Below are 18,143 nucleotides of genomic sequence, written 5' to 3'. Positions count from 1 at the left end.
CTTGCTGGGTAACGTATTGTTCGCCGGTCAAAGGCGTTCTCAACCGCAATAGCACACCGGCCACCGGCCCGCACGGCGGCTACCGTGGCGGGCCACTTTTTATGGGTTGGCCCTCAGATCATGCCCCCTGTCCCGCCCCGATCCGCCAGCCCGGTGAATCAATCCGGGCACTTCGCCTCCACACCCGACTCACACTCTGCCACCACGCTGGCTCTATCAACGAGGAAATAATCCGCTTCAGATCAGGCGGTGATCAGCGATTTGGGGTGGGAAACAACACCCGGACCGGCTGGAAGTGGTCAACCCGGGTCCGCTACCGCTGGGCGTGACGCCGCAGAACGTGCTGCACACCACCGTGCGTCGCAACGAGCACTTGGCCCGCCTGTTTCATGACCTGAAACTGATGGAGCGTGAAGGCAGCGGCTTCGATAAGATCTTCGAGGTACTGTTGTCGCAGGGCCGCCCGGCGCCGGATCTGATCGAAACGCACGACCGCGTGCAAGTCACGGTACGTCGCCGCATCCTCAAGCCCGAAGTCATCGACTTCATTGCCAAGGCGGACCAGACCTACCAGCTCACCCAGCGCGAACGCATCGCCCTGGGCCTATTGGCGCAGCACGACGCCATGACCGCCCGCGAACTGGCCAACGTACTGGAACTGCCTTCCGTCGAAGCGCTGCAACCCTGGATCAAACGGCTGCTGGAGTGGGACCTGATCCAGAGCGCTGGGCGCACCCAAGCCACGCGCTATTTCGTCGATCCGGGACTGCTACGCCATCTCGATTTTGCCGGGGAAACGACCCTGAAGCGGATCGAACCGCACCGCCTAGCGGCCCTGATTCTGGAAGACCTCAAGCGCTACCCCGAATCCGCGATCGGCGATATCCGCCAGCGCATCGGTAGCGAAATCCACCCAAAGCAGGTCAAGCGTGCGCTGGATGGTCTGATCGAGAAGGGCGAGGTGCGCTTTGCGGGTGACAAGCGCTGGCGGCGCTACTGGGCAGTGTCATGAGTAGCCTATCGGACAAAGCCCGCCCTATCGGCAGCAGTCGGGCGATAGAAAGTGGGCGATACGCTGGCGCAGATCAAACAAATCAAAGCCTTATATCGATCATCGCAGGTGCGGCATGGTCAATAGCGGCAGAACAGAATCCCTTGAATTCCAGGACCTACGCATGAACGCCGGCTTTCAACAACTCGCCAACTTTATCTGGTCGGTCGCCGACCTGCTGCGCGGCCCCTACTGATGTGGCCACCCTGATGGAGGCCATCACGAAGTTCGGTTCGCGTTGAGCGCGGGGTTCGGGGTGGTCAGTATCCGGTGCCAGCGGCGGAACTGACGGGCACCGTGGGCAAGGTTCCAGGTGAGCAGGCCGTTGGAGGCGGCCAGCAGGAGCAGGGCCGGGGTAAACAGCACTGACCAGAACAGGGCGCCCACGGTGCCTGCCAGGGCCAGCCAGTGCAGGTAAAGTTGCCAGCGGGTGAGCCTGAGCGGGATGACCTCGTGCATGTTGGGGATGGGGGCGCGCAGATTACCGGTGCTCAGGCGCTGGTTGTTCAGGTGCAGCCACACCAGGAACGGGACGATCTTGTAGAGCATGCCGTTGATGATGGACATGGCAAATCCGGCCAGGAACAGCCAGGCGGGCAGGAGCGACAGGGGGCCGCGCGGGTTCCAGCCCGGCAGCAAGTGTGCCAGGGCCCAGAGGCCGATGGCGGCCAGCAGGGCGATCAGCCCCGTGCGCCAGAAATGGACGGTGACGTCGGCATTGCGCCGGCGTCGGCGTGACTGCAACCACAGGGTGATCGCGGCGAAGGCTGCCAGGGCCGCCGCCAGGGTGGCGCCGGCCAGCGGTGCAAGCCAGCCCGGCACGGGCAGCCAGATGGGCAGGGTCAGCAGGATCAGCAGGGTGAAGACCAGCGGCGCGTAGCCACGGGCGAAGAGCCGGGGATATTCCGGTGTCATCTGGAACATGGGCACCACCTGGTAGGCCACGGCGGCAATCAGCAGGGCAATCCATCCGAAAAAGGCCCAGATCAGGTGAATATCCGTCATGTAGCGGGGCAGGGGCCAGCCCTGGCCCAGATGACCACTGGCGAGCCAGCCACCCAGCACCATGGCCATCAGCAACGAGATCACCGCCAGCCAGAGCCCCGTGAGGGTCGGCCCGCGGGCCCGGCTGCGCCACAGACTGATCAGGGCGCCGATGATGAAGATCGCCATGGCGCCCAGCACCAACGCACCTCCCACCTGCACCGCCCAAGGCTGTGTGGTGGCCAGACCGATCCCCAGAAAAGGCGTACCCAGCGCAAGTAGTCCATGGGTGACGCGACTGGTAAGCAGATCCCGGGGCAGGGGGGAGCCGGCCACCACCGGCAGCAGTTGCTGCATGGCCCCGAACATGACCATGGCCAGATAACCCAGCACCAGTACGTGGGTGGCGCCGATCAGGCCCGGCATCCATCGGGAGAGCAGGGTCTGCGGGCCCAGCCAGAGCATCAGCAACGCGAAGAGCACGGCGAACAGCGGTGCCGTGATCATGAACTGCAGGGGCACCCACAGCGGGGGTGTGCGGTCCAGGGACAGACGGGACAGGTTGATCATGCGCTGGGCTCCGGCCCGTCCGCACGCCAGATGAGGATCTCGAAGGGCACATCCGGCGGAGTGAGTACCCGATAGGCAAAACCCATGTCGGCCAGCATCGGGTAGAGGGGAAAGGGTTCGCGGCGGTGTCTCATCCGCAGCACATCCCCCGGGGCCAGGTCGGGCAGCCTGTCCAGTACCTGCTGCATGGGCTCCGGGGGTGGCAGGTCGCACACATCCAGCACATGGGTGGTGCCCATGGGCTCAGGCCGGCGCCAGGGTCCGGACCTGGTCCATCAGGGCATCGCGCTGGCCGCTCAGGTGCTTGTCCGCCATGGGGTAGAGGATCTGCTCCTCCTTCACGTTGTGCAGCTGGATGAGGGTCATGAGCGTTTCGATATTGCCCAGGCAGGCATCCACCTCTTGTCGTGCCAGGGTGTCCCGTACATCAGCCAGCAGGGCACGCATCTGATCGTGCTCCCGGCGCATGACCTCGGTGGGGCCGCCGCTGCTGCCGGTGAAGGTCTCGATGGCGGGAAAGAGCAGGGTTTCCTCACGCTGCAGGTGACGCTCCAGGTCGTGTTGGAACTGCACACAGGCGTTTTCGGCGGCAGCCCAATCCTTGTCGGCGACACTGGTTTCCAGATCGGCAAGGCGATGGTCACAGTCGCGGTGGTCATGGGTGAAGAAGTCCTGAATCGTTTGCATGGTGGTAGCCTGTGGATGGAAAAATGGCAGGAACATGGACACGTTACCCAACCGCTGATGGGTTTGAACTTGACCCGGGTCAAGGCCCTGAAATGGCCTGGGCAGGTCAAGTCAATAAGAATTATTATTGATTGCGCCAGGGTCTGGTTGCGTTAGAATTGAGCCTGAACACGGCCCCCGGGGATTCAGCCCCGGACCCATTTACATCCTCCATTCCCAAAGGAGTCCCCTGTGAAGAAATACCTGATGATCGCTGCCCTCACGGCAGGGATGACCCTGTCCTCCGGCGCCGCATGGGCGGATCGGGTTGACCATTTCAAAGGCAAGTCTGCTGATACCCTGGAGCAGGCGCTGGAAAACTTCGTGGAATACAACCGCAAACTGGAAACGGCACTGGCCGAGGGTGAATTGACGCCAGAGGCCGTGGCTCACATCCATGAACTCACCTACACCCTGGAAAACGCGCTGGAGCGCATGAACCAGGATCTGGCCGACCTGGCCGACACGCTGGAAGAGGTGCACCTTGCATCTGAAGTCAACGATGTGGAGAGACTTCGCGAAGAAGGCCGCAAGTATCTGGATGTGGCCAACAAGATCGCTCGCTGAATACTGAGTTGTTACCTCGCCCCTGCAAATCCCGGCAGGGGTGGGGTATTTCCAGTGCATGACCTTGCATCATCCCGCCCGGCCGTTTGCCCCCGAACGGCCCGCTCCCAACCCATGAATCAACTCCCGTAGTGCCCTGTCCGTCCGCGCATTCATCCATTCCCATGGTCGTGGGGGTGCTTGACAGAAAAGCATGAAATCATGCAGAAAAGAGGGGCATGCCCGCCCCCAGCCCAGGTTTCCCGGGATCCTGACCACCATTGGTCAAAGGCCGCTCTGATGATGGATCGATCAGTCTCCTTGGCACTACGCGCCTCGCTGCTCTACGCCGTCTGTGCCGGTGTTTGGGTCTTTGCCTCGGGTTTCCTTCTCGACCTCGTTCTGACCGACCCCGACGTCATCGTCCGCATGGAGCTGTTCAAGGGGCTGGTGTTCGTTCTCGTGACCTCCACGCTGCTCTATGTGCTCCTGCGCTCATGGCAGGAGCGACAGTTGGAAGCCGAGGGGGCGGACAGCCAGACCTGGGAGCATGAGGTCAGACGACCGGCCACCGTGGGCCTGATCGCCGTGATCATGACGCTGGTGCTCCTGGCCCCGCTCATGGGTATTGTGGTGAAGAAGATCCACGGCCCGCAACTGGAGAGGGAAGCGCGGGACACTCTCCAGGCCATTACCCAGCTCAAGCTGCGACAGGTTCAGCAGTGGCTGGATGAGCGGCGTGCTGATGCACTCACACTCACGACACACGAGGCGTTTGTCGATCAGGTGGCGCAACTGCAGTCGCCGGAGCAGGCGGTGCAGCAGCCTGCGCGCCTCGAGGATGTCACCAACCGCCTTGCCGGCGTACGCGAACACTATCGCTACGCGGGCATTGCCATCCTGAGTGAAGAGGGTGAAGGGGTGTTGCAACTGGGCCGCATGGCGACCCCGCCCCAGGTGGACGCGCAGCTCCTGGAACAGGCGGTTCGGCAAGGCCAGATGGTGCAGGGCCTGACGAGGATCGATGGCATGGCATCGCCGCAGTACCTGGATCTGGTCACGCCCATTCTCAAGTCCCTCGAGGAGGGCGTCGAGCATGTGGGTTTTCTGGTGATGCGTGCCGAGGTGGATCGTTTTCTTTCGCCGCTGCTGGGCGTGTGGTCCTCCGCCAGCCAGTCCGGAGACATGTTGCTGCTGCAGGCCCATGACGATGACGGCTGGCGTGTCGTCTACCCGCCCCGGCATGAAGCCCCGCCACAGCCGATCCCGGGGCTCCATGATCTGGTAGGTAACGATACCTGGCTGTGGGCGAGCCAGGAGGTGCCTGGCACTGATTGGCTGTTGTTGGCGCGGAGTCCGCGGGACGAGATCTTTGCATCGCTTCAGGTTCTTGTCTTTTGGGTCAGTGCCATCACCTTGGGCGCCGTGGCGGTGATCGCGGCCGCCCTGATGTGGGTGTGGCGTCAGCAGGGGCGCCTGCAGCGCCTGGCCTTGCGGGCCCAACGGGTGGCCAGCGAGCAGGCGGCCGCCGACGCCTTGCGGGAAAGCGAGGCCCGTTACCGTGCCCTGTTCCAGAACAATCACTCGGTGATGCTGCTCATTAAGCCGGAGGATGGCCACATCGTGGATGCCAACCCTGCCGCCTGCGATTTTTATGGCTGGGATCGGGACACCCTGTGCGCCATGCGCATCATGGACATCAATCAACTGGAAGCGGAACAGGTCAAGGCCGAAATGGCCAGCGCCCGTGAGAGGTCAATCAAGTTCTTTCTTTTTCCGCACCGATTGGCCGACGGCAGCATCCGCCACGTGGAGGTCTACAGCGGTCCCATCCAGTTCCAGGGGCAGACCCTGCTGTATTCCATCATTCACGACGTCACTCAACGCATCGAGGCCGAGCGCAAACTGCGCCACAGTGAACGCCTGATGCAGATGGCTGGCACCCTGGCGCGCATGGGCGGCTGGATGGCTGATCTGGGCAGCGAAACAGTGGAATGGTCCGACGAGGTCTGCCGGATCCATGACCTGGAGCCGGGCAGCGGGGTGAGCATCGAACAGGCGTTGGCCTTTTACATGCCGGGGGATCGGCGCCGTATGGAGGAGGTGTTTCGTCGCTGTGCGAACATGGGCGAGCCCTTCGACGAGGAAATGCGGATATGCACCGCCAGGGGCAGGGAAATCTGGGTACGGGCCATGGGGGTCGCCGTGCAGGGTGAGGGGGGGCGCATCACGCATGTCCAGGGGGCGTTTCAGGACATCACGGATCGCAAGCGCGCTGAGGAGAGCCTGCGGCAGTGGTCCACGGTATTTCGGGCCACCAGCGAAGGGGTGATGATCACGGATGCGAAAGGGGAGATTCTGGCCGTCAATCAAGCCTTCACCCATATCACAGGTTATGAGCAGCACGAGGTGACCGGGAAGAACCCGCGTGTGCTGAAGTCAGGGCGTCATCAACCCTTGTTTTACCGACGCCTATGGGATGCCATCAGCCTGTCGGGTTTTTGGCGCGGTGAACTGTGGAATCGACGCAAGAGCGGCGCCATTTATCCCCAATGGACGGTGATCAATGCGGTACGCGACGAGAGCGGCGTGCTCAGCCACTTTATCGGGGTGTTTTCCGACGTCTCGGATCTCAAGGACTCTCAGGATCAGATCGAACGCCTGGCACATCGGGATCCGCTCACCAACCTGCCCAATCGTCTGCTGTTCCGTACCCGCCTGGAGCAGGCCCTGGCATCCGCCAAACGCGGTCAGTCCGGAGGGCTGTCGGTGCTGCTGGTGGATCTGGATGGCTTCAAGCACATCAACGACAGCCTGGGCATTCGCGTGGGGGATGAGTTGCTTTACGAAGTGGCGGAACGATTCGGTTCGGTCATGAAGGATGACGAGGTGCTGGCGCGCCTGGGCAGTGACGAATTTGCCGTGATGGTGCCGGGGGAAAACGGACAGCAGTGTCGCGCTGACCTGGTGGCGGAGGCCATCCGCCAGGTGGTGGAGGCGCCGGTCCGGATTGCGGATCGAGATATCTTCATCACCACCAGCATCGGGATCGCCAGTTTTCCCAGGGATGCCCATGACGCCGAGGAGTTGATGCAATTCAGTGATGCCGCCATGCATCATGCCAAGGAGCAGGGTGGCAACGTGTATTTTCATTACACGGAGGACCTCACCGACCACGCTCGAGATCGGGTGACGCTGTCCTCGGAACTGCGTCATGCCCTGGATTCGAATCAACTCCTGCTGCATTTCCAGCCTCAGGTGGATCTGATCGATGGCTCGGTGGTGGGGCTGGAGGCGCTCGTGCGCTGGCGTCACCCGGAGCAGGGCATGATTCCGCCCAATCGGTTCATCCCCATAGCCGAGGAGACCGGTCTGATCCTGCCGTTGGGTCGCTGGGTGTTGCGTCAGGCTTGTCTGCAGGCCCGACACTGGGCGGCGCAGGGACTTGAGTTCGGCACCATTGCGGTCAACGTCTCGGGCATTCAAGTGCAGCGCAGCGACATGGTGCAAACGGTGGCGGATGCGCTGCAGGAAAGCGGTCTGGATTCTTCGCTGCTGGAACTGGAAGTGACCGAGAGCTTCGTGATGGACCGTCGTCAGGGGCCTTCGGCTTTCCTCGGTGAGCTCAAGGCCATGGGGGTGCAACTGGCGGTGGACGATTTCGGCACCGGGTACTCCTCTCTCTCGTATCTCAAGGATCTGCCTTTTGATGTGCTCAAGATCGATCAGAGCTTCATTCGGGGGCTGCCGGAAAACCAGCGGGACATGGCCATCGCCCGTGCGGTGAATACCCTGGGCGCCCACCTGGGTATGGAGGTGCTCGCCGAGGGTGTGGAAACCACCGAGCATCAGGAGGCCCTGCTGGACATGGGGTGTCACCGGGCACAAGGCTATCTATTCAGCCGGCCGGTGCCGGCCGAGGAGATTCCGGCCATCCTGCGGGCCCGCTGCCGGGCCCATTCACCGTCGTGAGGCCCAGGGGGCGTGAGGCCCAGGGGATGGTGTTGGTCTCCGCATCCATGGATTCCATGAGGCTGTTGAGGCTATCCTCATGCGATTGCCAGGAAGACAGGACAACAGCATGAGCCGATTTGTCTACGCCGATCCCGACTCTCTGCCGCACCGCGATCGACAGTCCATCAGCAAACTGTATCGGGCCGATGAGGCCGTGGCGGCGAGGATGCTGCTCGAACGCCTGCCCCAGGACGAGGAGAGTGGCACCCGCACCCGGTACCTGGCCCGGGGGCTCGTCAAGGGGATGATCCAGGCGCAGAAGCGCCAGTCCGGCATGGCGGCGCTGATGCAGGAATATGATCTCTCCAGCGATGAGGGCATCGCCCTCATGTGCCTGGCAGAGGCCCTGCTCAGGGTGCCGGACAAGGCCACGGCGGACCGGCTGATTCACGACAAGCTCACTGCCTCCCATTGGGATGCCCACCTGGGGCGTGATCGGCCATTCCTGGTGAATGCCGCCACCTGGAGCCTGTGGTTGAGTGAGCGCATCATTGATACGGATGATCGCCGACGCTGGTTGTCCAGGGTGGTGCATCGCATGCTGGCCCGTATTGGCAGCCCGGTGATCCGTACGGCGGTGCGCCGCACCATGGGCATGCTGGGAGACGGTTTCGTCCTGGGTCGAACCATCGACGAGGCCATGAAGCGGGCGCGTCGAAACGAAAAGCATGGCTATCTGTATTCCTACGACATGCTGGGCGAGGCGGCCCGCACCGAGGAGGACGCCCAGGCCTATTTTCAGGCCTACAAGGATGCCATCGTGCGCATCGGCAAGTCGGTGGACCCGCGCATCACCATGCGGGAGCGCCCGGGCATCTCGGTGAAGCTCTCGGCCCTGGATAACCGTTACGAGCCCGGACATGAAGAGCGGGTGCACCGCAGGCTGATGCCGCGCATCCTGGAACTGTGCCAACTGGCCCGGGACTATTACATCCCCCTGTGCATCGATGCCGAGGAGTCCTGGCGCCTGGACCTGTCGCTGGATGTGGTGGAACGCCTGCTGGATGAGTCCAGCCTGGAGAACTGGGAAGGTCTGGGGGTTGCCGTGCAGGCCTATCAGAAGAGGGCCTGGGAGGTGCTGGGGTGGCTGGAGAACAAGGCCGCCCTGAAGCGTCGCCAACTCATGGTGCGCCTGGTCAAGGGAGCCTACTGGGACACGGAAATCAAGGACTCACAGGTTCAGGGCCTGTCCGACTATCCGGTGTTCACTCGCAAGGCGGCCACGGATGTTTCCTACCTGGCCTGTGCCCGCCACCTGCTGCACGACTGCCCGCACCTGTATCCGCAGTTCGCCACCCATAATGCCCATACGGTGGCCGCCGTCATGGAAATGGCTCAGGGCAAGGAGTTCGAGCTGCAGCGTCTCCATGGCATGGGTGAGGCGCTTTTTGATCAGTTGGTGGGGCGTGATACCCCCAAGGTGCCCTGCCGCATCTATGCGCCGGTGGGCAGCCATGAACACCTGCTGGCCTATCTGGTGCGCCGTTTGCTGGAGAACGGTGCCAATTCTTCGTTCGTGCATCGCATCCACGAGGATGATCTGGAGCATCTGATTGCCGATCCCGCAGCACAGTTGCGCATCTGCGAGCCGTTGCGCAACCCGCGTATCGCCCTCCCCAAGGACATCTATGGCAAGGCGCGGCGTAACAGTGCGGGGCTGGACTTTTCGGATCGCTCCTTGCTGTTGAAGCTGTCCGCTCAGATGACGCAACTCGCCGGGAAGGGCTGGCGTGGCGGGCCGCTGGTGGCCGGGACGATGCGTACGGATCAGGCCCAGGCCGTCATATCTCCAGCGGATGCCCAGTGCCAGCCGGGCAAGATGACCTGGGCCGGTGAGCGGGATGTGAAGGCGGCACTGGAAGCGGCGGATGCCGCCTGGCCGGATTGGGAGGCCACACCCGCCGAGGATCGAGCCCAAATCCTGGAAAAGGTCGCTGATCTTTACGAAAAGCACCAGGCCGAACTCATGAGTCTGTGTGTGGAGGAGGCGGGCAAGAGCCTGCGTGATGCCCACGCCGAGGTGCGCGAGGCGGTGGATTTCTGCCGGTATTATGCCGCCCAGGCCCGCCGCCTGTTCTCACGGTCTGCCGTATTGCCGGGGCCCACCGGAGAGCGAAACGAGTTGAGTCTGCGTGGTCGAGGCACCTTTCTGTGCATCAGCCCCTGGAATTTCCCCCTGGCCATCTTTACCGGGCAGGTCACCGCTGCGCTGGCAGCCGGTAATGCCGTGGTGGCCAAGCCCGCGGAGCAGACCAGTCTGGTGGCCACCCGGGCCGTGACGCTCATGCATCAGGCCGGTATTCCCGTCAACGTGCTGCACTGCCTCCCCGGGCCCGGTGGTGAGATCGGACCGTTGCTGGTGAGCGATCCTCGCATCAAAGGCGTGGCCTTCACCGGCTCTAATGAGACGGCGCGCCTGATCAACCAGGGTCTGGCCGAGCGCGAGGGTCCCATTGTTCCCTTGATCGCGGAGACCGGCGGCATCAATGCCATGATCGTGGATTCCACTGCCCTGCATGAGCAGGTAGTGATGGACATCGTGCGCTCGGCCTTCCTCAGTGCGGGTCAGCGTTGCTCGGCCCTGCGGCTGCTTTGCGTGCAGGCGGATATCGTCAAGCCGCTTTTGAAGATGCTCAAGGGCGCCATGGACTCCCTGGTGGTGGGAGATCCCCGCTGGCTGGTGACGGACGTGGGCCCGGTGATTGATGCCGAGGCCCTGGAGCGGCTCGAGGCCCATCATCAGACCATGGAGGAGCACGGCCGTGTTCTGCACCGGGCGCCGCTGGGAGGGGACTGCGAGCAGGGTTTCTTCATGGCGCCCTCTCTGTACCGCCTGGAGAGCATTGATGAGTTGATGGCCGAGGTGTTTGGCCCCATGTTGCACGTGGTGACCTGGCGTGCCCGGGAACTGGATTCCCTGGTGGATCAGATCAACGATCTGGGGTTTGGTCTGACCCTGGGCATCCACAGCCGGATCGATGCCCATGCCGAGGCCGTGACGCGAAGGGCACGGGTGGGCAACGCCTATGTGAACCGGGATATGGTGGGGGCGGTGGTCGGCACCCAGCCCTTCGGTGGCGAAGGGCTTTCAGGGACCGGCTTCAAGGCCGGTGGCCCCCATTACCTGTTGAAGTTTGCCACCGAGCGGGTGGTGACGATGAATACCGCCGCAGTGGGCGGCAATGCCAGCCTGTTTGCGATGGCCGAAGGGGATGGCGGCGGTGGCACGAATGGCCATGGTGGCGGCAATGGGCAGAAGCGACTGCCGCCACCGCAGTCGGTGAGCCGCCGGCGCTCGGCAGGCTGAGAGCCCGCCGCGGCCGGGGATGCGGGGGCGGGTGCCCCGTTGTTTCAGGAAGTGGTGCTGCTCCCGGAGGTGCTCTTGCTCCGCGCCCGGCTGCGACGTGCGCGGGGCTTGGGTGCGGGCTTCTCCTCGTATTCTTCTTCCACCATCAGGACCGGATCATCATCGTGACGGGACTGGCTGGAAGGCCAGAAGCCATCCCGGGCACGTTGTAGCCAGGCGTTCACGTATTCTTCGATGGCGTCCTGGGTGTCCAGCGGCAGATCGCGGAAGATCAGGGTGCCGACCAGGGCGAGCACCATCAGGCCGCCAAGCAAGGTGAGCAGCGGTTGCAGAAAGACGATGGTGATCAAAGCGGCGATGCTCAGGAGGATGATGCGTGTTCTTGCGGGCATGGTGTCTCTCAATGGATGTTTGCGGCTCAGGGCGATGGGCCGATTGTCAAGGGCAGGATGATCCGAAAGGGCATTATTTTGCCCCAAGCGCTGGCTCAAGAATACCCCTCATTTCTGTACGGACAAGGTTGCATGCGTGGTTACCGGCCGGGGACAGGGGGTATTCAGGAGCCCTCTTTTTTCCGCCCATCCGGATGAGGCCCCTCCACGCGCCGCAGCGAACGTGATGTCTTGCCGTCGATCACCTGCTGGGTCACCCGATCCCGCCCATTGCGCTTGCTGGCATACAGGGCCTCGTCGGCAATGCGGATCATGGACTGCCGGGAAGGCGGCGGCGTGTGAGCCGGGCAACTGGCCACGCCGATGCTCACGGTGATCGGGATGTGCGTGCCGCCGACCTCCACGGGATTGTCCTTGATCTCCTGGCGCAGGCGCTCGGCCACCATCAGCGCTCCTTCCGGACCCGTTTCCGGCATGACGAGCAGGAACTCCTCGCCCCCGTAGCGGGCAGCCAGATCCGGTTGTCGGGCCAGATCGGTGAGAATCTGGGCGATATGGCTCAAAACCTCGTCACCCACCGGATGTCCATGGGTGTCGTTCACCTGTTTGAAATGATCGATGTCCAGCATGAGCAGGGAGAAGGCGTTGCGATAGCGGCGGCTGCGCTGAATTTCCCGTTCCACCAGTTCCTGCATATGGGCATGGTTGAACAGGCCGGTCATGCCATCCCGCTGAGCCCGGTCCGCCAGGTCGTGGGCTTCGACCAGTGTTCGGATGATGGGCCGCAGAGTGGCGACGGTCAGGACGAAGATCACCAGGACCAAAAGCCCGAGTATCAGGGTGAGGCGACCCAGCTGTTCGTTGGTCTCCGCGAAGAAACGCTGCTCGTTCACCACGGCGAACAATTGCCAGTTCGTGCCCTCAAGGTCCAGGACGCGGACGAGATGGCTGGATGTCTGTTCTTGCCCCCGTCGAAAGCGCTCGAACGCCTCCAATGAGTCCATCGGTGCCTGGGTTCGTGGCCAGAAGAGAATGTCCCCGGTCGGACCGGCCAGGCCAAAGGTCATGGTCCGCAGATCGCGTTCCTGGGGTCTTTCGATGACCGCGTTCAGGGCGCTGGCGTTCACGTAGAGTAGATCCGAGCCCACCCAGCCGGCGGCAGGGTCGATGATGGGGGAGCAGTAAACCAGTGCCTGGTACTCACCCAGCGGCATGGGTTCAAGCAAATGGATACCGGAGTCCTCTCGTGCCAGGCAGGCCTCGGCGGGGCTTTCGTTTGGCAACAGGCCGACCTGCAGAAACCGCTCCCCCGACGGCCCGAGGCGCTCAATGCCCAGCAGCTCGTCATTGGCAATGAGGGCGTCGGCCAGCTTCGGGTTGCTGAAACCACGCAGGGTTTCCAGGGAGATGCGTCCTTGCAGGTGCTCTACCTGTCGTTGGCGGATGGCGGTCCGGCTGGCGGTCTGACGTGCCAGGGCAAAGTGACGGTCGAGAACCCCCTGTACGAGCCATTGGGAAGCACGCATGGAGAACTCGATCTCTGCTTCATGTCCCGACCGCAGGCGATCCGCCAGGGGCTTGAAGCCGCCCAGATAGAAGGTGGTCGTGAGCAGCAGGCAACTGAGGCCCGCCACCAGGTAGACCATGAGTATGTTTGGCTTGACGCTGTGAATCACGGATAAGTGTCAGTGTATCCCCACGCGGAGGGCTGCCATCTTGGCCACCCGAACCGGTGATCCGATGGGGCCGGGGTGTTATATTCGCTACAATTCTTTACCATGATACCAGTCTATCGCCCCGACACGGGCTCCCTCGACATGCCACAGATCTACAGAGAAACCGGCCATCATGTCCTTGTAGTCGAGGACAGCCGCTCGGTGGCCGGTCTGCTGGCCAACAAGATCGCTGAGTTGCCCGATCTTCAGGTAAGAGTGGCCGGCTCCCTGGCCCAGGCCAAGGCGGCACTTGAGGAAGGTGCCGAGCAGTTCTTCCTCGCCGTGCTGGACCTGAATCTGCCGGATGCGCCGGACGGGGAAGTGGTTCCCTGGGTGCTTGATCAGGGCATTCCGGTTCTGGTCCTCACGGCAGGTGTCAGCGACGATGAGCGGGACAGGCTCATTGATCTGGGCATTATCGATTACATCAATAAGGACAATCTCTCCGAGATCGACCATGTGGTGCGCTCGGTGGAGCGTATCCATCGTAATCGCAACATTGGCGTGCTGGTGGTGGATGATTCCACCTCCGCTCGAGCCTACCTCATGGCTCTGCTGCATCGCTACGGCTACCGGCTGCTGGAGGCAAAGGATGGGCAGAGCGCACTGAAACTGCTGGAAGAGCGGGGCGATCAGATTCACCTGATGCTGTGCGATCAGCACATGCCCGGCATGGATGGCATCACCCTGATCACCCGGGTTCGCCAACATTATTGCCGCACCCGGCTGTGCATCATCGGCATGTCCAATCATGGCTCGGGCATCCTTTCAGCCCGTCAGCTCAAGGCCGGGGCCAACGACTTCATTACACGGCCCTTCCTGGAAGAGGAGTTCTTCGTGCGGGTCAATCAGAACGTGGCCCTGATCGAACTGATCCAGGAGATGGAAAACGCCGCCAACCATGATCCGCTGACCAGCCTGTTCAATCGCCGATATCTGGCCGATGCCGGACAGATGCTGCACGAGGCAGCCCGCAGGGGTGGGCGTGGTCTGGGCGTGATCCTGATGGATCTGGATTTCTTCAAGCACATCAATGATCGTTTCGGTCACTTCGGGGGAGACGAGGTGCTCACCCAGGTGGCCAAGGCGCTCAAGGCTCGGGCGCGTGCCTCGGATATCCTGGTGCGTTACGGTGGCGAGGAGTTCTGTCTGGTGGCGCAGGACGTTGATCACAAGACGGCCATCGCGCTGGCCGAGACCCTGCGTCAGGCGGTGGCCAGCATGGAGTTCTGTCTGGACAGCGAGTGCGTGAAACTTACCCTGAGCGTAGGGGTTACCACCCGCCTGGGAAGCAGCCTGGAACAGATGCTTCACGAGGCAGATAACGCCCTGTATCAGGCCAAGGAGTCGGGCCGCAACAGGGTGGTGGCCACCCCGGTCGCGGAGTCAAGCTCAGGGGCGCAGGAGCGCAACTGAGCTTGATCAGAATTCTCCCACCCAGGTCACGCCCAGGCTGCGGCCCGGTGCCCGCAATTCCTGCACTCCCGGCCCACTGGCCAGGCGCTCATCCGTCATCTCGTTGACGTGTTCCCGATAATTCCGGTCCGCCAGGTTGGTCACCGCCAGGGTGAGTGCCTGTTCCCGGAAGCCGCCCCCGGGCCCGAAGCGGTAACCCACCCGCACATCGGCGGTGGTGAAGCCGCCGGTCTCGCGTTCGCTGCCGTTGCTGAAGCGTTCCGCCACCCGATCCTGTGAGGCCACGGCGCGCAGTCGCGCCTCCCATTGCCAGCCCCGGGGTGCGCCACTGAGCAGGCCCAGGGTGAGTTCCGGTGGGGGCATCTGGTAGAGGGGTTCGTCAAACCGGGAATCCCGGTTGTCCCCGCGCAGCCAGGTACCGCTGGCCAGTGCCGTGAGCCGATCGGTGAGGTCGTGCTCCAGGCTGAACTCGGCGCCACGGATGCGGGCTTCGTCCAGGTTGACGGTCTGTTTCAGGCCGGGGCTGACCACCTGGCCGCCAATGTGATCCTTGATTCGGCTCTCATACACCGCCAGGGTGTAGCGAGTGTTGCCCAGCTCGCCGCGGGCGCCGATCTCCAGGGTGCGGTTGCGTTCGGGGTCGAGTTGGGGATTGCTCAGCCAGGTGAAGCCATCACTGTAGGCATAGGTGAGGTAACGTTCCAGCAGGCCGGCTGAGCGATAGCCTTCCGAGAGACTGGCATAGGGTGTGAAGGCGTCGTCGACATACCAGGTGATGCCCGTGGACCAGGACAGGTTGTAGTCAGTGCTATCCAGCGGCCCCGGAACACCCAGGGCATCACGGGCGCGACCCTGCACCTCATCGTAGCGGGCACCCAGCGAGATGGTGACGTTGTCCAGGTGGATATCGTCCTGGATGAACAGGCCTCGCGATTCCAGACGTCCCTGGTCGATCAGCTGGAATTCATTGACGGGATCATAATCCGGGGGAAAGCCGATATAGGAGACCGGGCTGGCCTGCAGCCGCCAGGCTTCCGCGCCGACCAGGAGCACGTGCCGAGGCAGGGGGGAGGACTCCCACTGAATCCTGACGCCATCCGTGGTGAAATCCGTGTCGGAGGTTCGGTAGTCGGTCCGTCGTTCCCGGTTCCAGTCGTAATTACCTCGTGTGAGTTCCTGGCGGTAGACCGAGGCGGATAGCTGGTTGCCCCATGCGCCTCCCAGGTCCGCGTCGTAGCTGAGTTCCAGCAGATCCCGGGTCTGCCGGGGCGTGTAGTGCGTGTTCAAGCCCTGGGGCTGGGGCAAGCCTTGTCCTGCCGGCGGCTCGAATGCCTCTTCCAGAAAACGCCGCGACGCCAGATACCACACATCCTCCCGCCGATCCCGCTGCGCCCGGAACTGCAGTTCGTGGCCGTCGGTCACCCGCACCCGGTAACGCAGATGCACCGCCTGCTGTTCAGTGCCGCTGTCGCGAAGCCTTTCCCCCTCGCCAGTGCGATAGTCGTCCGTATCCAGATAGGCGGCGGATACATCCAGCACACTGCGTGGCCCCGATACGGATGCCCCCAGGGAGCCGCGAATGCCGGTGTCCACCGACGAGTAGCCCAGGCTCGTCCAGCCCCGGGTCTCGGGCTCCGCACTCATGCCGCCACCGCGGGTGATGATGTTGATCACGCCCCCCATGGCACCGGCGCCATACAGCACCGAGCTGGGTCCCCGGATCACCTCGATGCGTTCCACCAGGTCCATGTTCACGTACGAGGCCAGCGATCCCCGGGCCGGGGGCTGCATGGCATTGATGCGAACGCCGTCCACCAGCACCAGTACCTGGTCACGCTTGAGCCCCCGAATGATGGGATCCACGCCCACCGAGCCGTCCACCGCCACCGACAACCCCGGCTCTCCCCGGAGCACATCGCCCAGGGTGCGCGCCTGGCGCCACCGCACGGCATCCCCTTCGATCACGTTCACCGCGGCGGCGGTCTCCGTGATGGCGGCTTCATAGCCCTTGGCCGTGACCGTCATGGGCGGGAGGGTGACGGAGGTCTCCGCCAGGAGCGTGACGGGGAGGGCAGAGGTGGTGATCAGTGCAGTGAGGGCACGCAGACGCATGGGCTCTCTTCCTCAAGGTGGCTGTTTGTCATCACCCGCTTCTTCGGTGCCCATGGGCGGCCAGGCGGGCTTATCAGGCGGAATCATATGGATTTATCATGGAAATTACACGATTTAATCTGTGGGGTTATCGCGGCCGTGCCAGGCACCTGTTCCCACCAATGAGGCAACTGATGAAAACCATACCCGCTCTGCTGATCACCCTGTCGATCGTCGTGCTCCTGATGGGGTGCGCCACCCGCTATCCCCTGGATATCCCCGAAGAACAATGGGAGGCCATGACAGCGGAGCAACGTTTGCAGGCCCGTCAGCAGCAGGCGGCTCTGGATCAGGCTCGCGCGGAGCAGCGGGCCGCCGAGGCCCGGGCCCGTGAGGAGGAGGCCGCCAGGCAGAGGGCGGAGCTGGAGGTGCGGCGTCAGGAGGCGGGATTCGGTGAACGGGTTCAATGTGTGCTGAGGGAGGCCGAAGCCTATCTGGGCGGCAGTTGGCGCAGCGTGCAGCCCCTGGCCCTGGATGTGGTGCAGGGCATGGAATGGGGGTTCGAGATGCAGGCCGTGGAAGACGGACGGGTGCGTCGTCGCGGCACGGGGTATGCCCATTTTGATGGCACGCGCCTCACCCTGTGCCCCCGCTCGGGGCAGTATCAAACCCATGCCGCCGCCTGTGCCCAGGTGGTGGGCACCACCAGTGATTATCGCCGGGGGCTGAGCGAGCGGATCGAGGGTCATCGATTCCTGCGTGGGCAATTGCGGTGTGATCTGCACCCTGCCAGTGTGGTGCCGCGGCGGCGGAACTGAGCGGCCTGGCCCTCACCCCAGCCCCTCTCCCGCGAGCGGGAGAGGGGCTCCTTCCCTGATTTCCCCTTGCTGACTGGCCTTCGGCGGGCGCCCTGTATTGATCTCTCCGTGAAAAGTTCCCAAATGCGTCCTGATAGGATTTGACAATAGGATTGATTATCAACAACAATAGCGCCACTGCCCTGGAGGTGTCTGGCTGCGGTGGGTGCCCGCCGGGCACCGGGCGCTGCGAAGACGTCCGCGAGATCATCCGATGAGCCAGCATAATCCCAAGCATCCGGCAATGCCCGATGCCCTCAGCACGCAGGAGGGAGCCGGCCATTCCGGGTTGTCCTCCGGTCGTGCGGATCTGCTGTCCAGTCAGCGCTTGTTGCAGGGCAGGCGGCAGTTGCAGATCGAGCACATGGGGGAGATCTACACCCTGCGTGTCACCAGTAAGGGAAAACTGATTCTGACGAAATGATTGAATGCCGGGGCAGGCCTCACGTCCCCGGCAGTTATCCGCCAGCCAGC

General features: G+C 63.0%; 14 protein-coding genes. 8 read left to right on the top strand and 6 right to left on the bottom strand.

The features are described 5' to 3' along the window. Positions 1-259 precede the first annotated feature (259 nt). Both ECTHA_RS17325 and ECTHA_RS20210 read left to right on the top strand, forming a co-directional pair. Complete coding sequence (locus ECTHA_RS17325) at positions 260-1,012, top strand: ATP-binding protein (RefSeq protein ID WP_203225335.1); 753 nt, start codon at positions 260-262, stop codon at positions 1,010-1,012. Positions 1,013-1,127: 115 nt separating this feature from the next. Then, positions 1,128-1,247, top strand: a complete 120-nt coding sequence (locus ECTHA_RS20210) for a type I restriction-modification system subunit M N-terminal domain-containing protein (RefSeq protein WP_218915906.1) — start codon at positions 1,128-1,130, stop codon at positions 1,245-1,247. A gap of 23 nt (positions 1,248-1,270) precedes the next feature. Here the strand turns inward: ECTHA_RS20210 and ECTHA_RS17320 are convergent, their stop codons facing one another. From ECTHA_RS17320 to ECTHA_RS0106505, 3 genes are read right to left on the bottom strand one after another with little or no spacing between them, the layout of a single operon-like run. After that, entirely contained in the window at positions 1,271-2,605 is a 1,335-nt protein-coding gene (locus ECTHA_RS17320) for a hypothetical protein (protein WP_025281861.1), read from the bottom strand. Next, positions 2,602-2,844 carry a DUF2249 domain-containing protein gene (locus ECTHA_RS0106510; protein ID WP_025281860.1) on the bottom strand — a complete coding sequence of 81 codons (243 nt, stop codon included), beginning with the start codon at positions 2,842-2,844 and terminating at the stop codon, positions 2,602-2,604. The genes ECTHA_RS17320 and ECTHA_RS0106510 overlap by 4 nt, the downstream gene beginning before the upstream one ends. Positions 2,845-2,848: 4 nt before the next feature. After that, complete coding sequence (locus ECTHA_RS0106505; RefSeq protein WP_025281859.1) at positions 2,849-3,292, bottom strand: hemerythrin domain-containing protein; 444 nt, start codon at positions 3,290-3,292, stop codon at positions 2,849-2,851. Positions 3,293-3,523: 231 nt separating this feature from the next. Between ECTHA_RS0106505 and ECTHA_RS0106500 the strand changes: the two genes are divergently transcribed. From ECTHA_RS0106500 to putA, 3 genes are all read left to right on the top strand, one after another. After that, the gene (locus tag ECTHA_RS0106500; RefSeq protein ID WP_025281858.1) at positions 3,524-3,898 is read left to right on the top strand and encodes a DUF6746 family protein; all 375 of its coding nucleotides are present in this window, start codon (positions 3,524-3,526) and stop codon (positions 3,896-3,898) included. Positions 3,899-4,177: 279 nt separating this feature from the next. Continuing rightward, positions 4,178-7,849: a sensor domain-containing protein gene (locus ECTHA_RS18945; protein ID WP_025281857.1), complete on the top strand. Its 3,672-nt coding sequence runs from the start codon at positions 4,178-4,180 to the stop codon at positions 7,847-7,849. 109 nt (positions 7,850-7,958) lie between these two features. Continuing rightward, complete coding sequence (putA, locus tag ECTHA_RS17310) at positions 7,959-11,198, top strand: bifunctional proline dehydrogenase/L-glutamate gamma-semialdehyde dehydrogenase PutA (protein WP_025281856.1); 3,240 nt, start codon at positions 7,959-7,961, stop codon at positions 11,196-11,198. Positions 11,199-11,242: 44 nt separating this feature from the next. On the opposite strand, the gene ECTHA_RS0106485 is transcribed toward putA, so the two are convergent. Both ECTHA_RS0106485 and ECTHA_RS18940 read right to left on the bottom strand, forming a co-directional pair. After that, a complete protein-coding gene (locus ECTHA_RS0106485) occupies positions 11,243-11,590 on the bottom strand; it encodes a hypothetical protein (protein ID WP_128571907.1) in 348 nt (115 codons plus the stop codon). A 164-nt stretch (positions 11,591-11,754) separates the two neighbouring features. Further along, positions 11,755-13,266 carry a GGDEF domain-containing protein gene (locus tag ECTHA_RS18940; RefSeq protein ID WP_128571906.1) on the bottom strand — a complete coding sequence of 504 codons (1,512 nt, stop codon included), beginning with the start codon at positions 13,264-13,266 and terminating at the stop codon, positions 11,755-11,757. 141 nt (positions 13,267-13,407) lie between these two features. Here ECTHA_RS18940 and ECTHA_RS17300 point away from each other — a divergent pair, with 141 nt between their 5' ends. Next, entirely contained in the window at positions 13,408-14,721 is a 1,314-nt protein-coding gene (locus tag ECTHA_RS17300) for a diguanylate cyclase (RefSeq protein WP_025281853.1), read from the top strand. 6 nt (positions 14,722-14,727) lie between these two features. On the opposite strand, the gene ECTHA_RS0106470 is transcribed toward ECTHA_RS17300, so the two are convergent. Continuing rightward, complete coding sequence (locus ECTHA_RS0106470) at positions 14,728-16,833, bottom strand: TonB-dependent receptor plug domain-containing protein (protein WP_025281852.1); 2,106 nt, start codon at positions 16,831-16,833, stop codon at positions 14,728-14,730. 173 nt (positions 16,834-17,006) lie between these two features. Between ECTHA_RS0106470 and ECTHA_RS18935 the strand changes: the two genes are divergently transcribed. After that, on the top strand, positions 17,007-17,630 hold the full coding sequence (locus ECTHA_RS18935) for a hypothetical protein (RefSeq protein ID WP_025281851.1): 624 nt from the start codon (positions 17,007-17,009) through the stop codon (positions 17,628-17,630). A gap of 253 nt (positions 17,631-17,883) precedes the next feature. After that, positions 17,884-18,093: a hemin uptake protein HemP gene (locus ECTHA_RS17290; protein WP_238624858.1), complete on the top strand. Its 210-nt coding sequence runs from the start codon at positions 17,884-17,886 to the stop codon at positions 18,091-18,093. Positions 18,094-18,143: the final 50 nt, after the last annotated feature.

The sequence above is a fragment of the Ectothiorhodospira haloalkaliphila ATCC 51935 genome (assembly GCF_000633935.1).
GTDB classification, from domain to species: Bacteria; Pseudomonadota; Gammaproteobacteria; order Ectothiorhodospirales; family Ectothiorhodospiraceae; genus Ectothiorhodospira; species Ectothiorhodospira haloalkaliphila.
This window is presented reverse-complemented; position numbering and strand designations above follow the sequence as displayed.